Origin of the sequence: Tepidimonas charontis, from assembly GCF_007556685.1 — a bacterium.
Taxonomy (GTDB): Bacteria; Pseudomonadota; Gammaproteobacteria; order Burkholderiales; family Burkholderiaceae_C; genus Tepidimonas; species Tepidimonas charontis.
The window spans coordinates 1-1,068 of the sequence record NZ_VJON01000099.1; the positions used below are offsets into that span (position 1 = coordinate 1).

Annotated in this window: 1 protein-coding gene; it reads left to right on the forward strand. The window is 61.4% G+C overall.

The features are described from left to right. Window positions 1-101: 101 nt before the first annotated feature. The coding region (locus tag Tchar_RS13515; RefSeq protein WP_144329490.1) for an IS481 family transposase at window positions 102-1,068 on the forward strand (967 nt) is incomplete at its 3' end.

Here is a 1,068-nt window from a genome sequence, read left to right on the forward strand (position 1 = left end):
TGTCAGGTCCCGGACGATTGCATTGATCCGCGACGTCGTGCATTATTCATAGGTCGCGAGACGATGCGTGAGCTGATCGAGGAGCTACGGAGGCAAAAGTCATGATGGTTCGACTGCACAAGAACGCCACCACGACCCCTGCGACCCGGCGCTACATCCAAAGCTCGAACCTGCCGGTGAGGCGTCTTGCCCGGGAACTCGGGGTGTCGGAGGACACCATCCGACGCTGGAAGAAACGCACCGACGTCGAAGATCGTCCGCACACGGCGCACCGTCTGCAGACGAACCTGACCCCGTTTCAGGAGGCGGTCGTGGTGGAGCTGCGCAGGACCTTGATGCTGCCTCTGGACGACCTGCTGGCTGTGGTTCGTGAGTTCATCACGCCGAACGTCTCTCGATCTGGCCTGGATCGCTGCCTGCGCCGCCACGGCGTCGGTTCGCTCAAGGCCCTGCAGCCCAAAGCGGAAAAGCCTGGGCACAAACCCTTCAAGTCCTATGAGCCGGGGTTCGTGCATCTGGACGTGAAGTACCTGCCGCAGATGCCCGACGAGGACAAACGCCGCTACCTCTTCGTGGCGATCGACCGGGCCACGCGTTGGGTGTTCGTGGCCATCTACCCGGAGAAGACAGCCGCCAACGCCCGGCGCTTTCTGAGCTCGCTCATCGAGGCGGCCCCCTTTCGTCTGCACACGATCCTCACCGACAACGGCAAGGAATTCACCGACCGCTTCATCACCCGGGGAGAGCGCACCCCCACGGGAGCACATGCCTTCGATGAACTGTGCCAGGCGCTCGACATCGAGCATCGGCTGACCAAACCGCGCCGCCCGCAGACGAACGGCATGGTCGAGCGCTTCAATGGGCGCATCAGCGAGGTACTCGCCACCCATCGCTTCGACAGCCGCGAAGCGCTGGAGGCAACGATTCATCGCTACGTCTGGCTGTACAATCACCACATCCCCCAGAAAGCCCTGGGACATGTCCCGCCCATCGAGGCCATGAAAAGATGGTACAAAGAAAAACCGGAACTTTTCATAAAAGTGCCACGTAATCGTCCGGGACCTGACA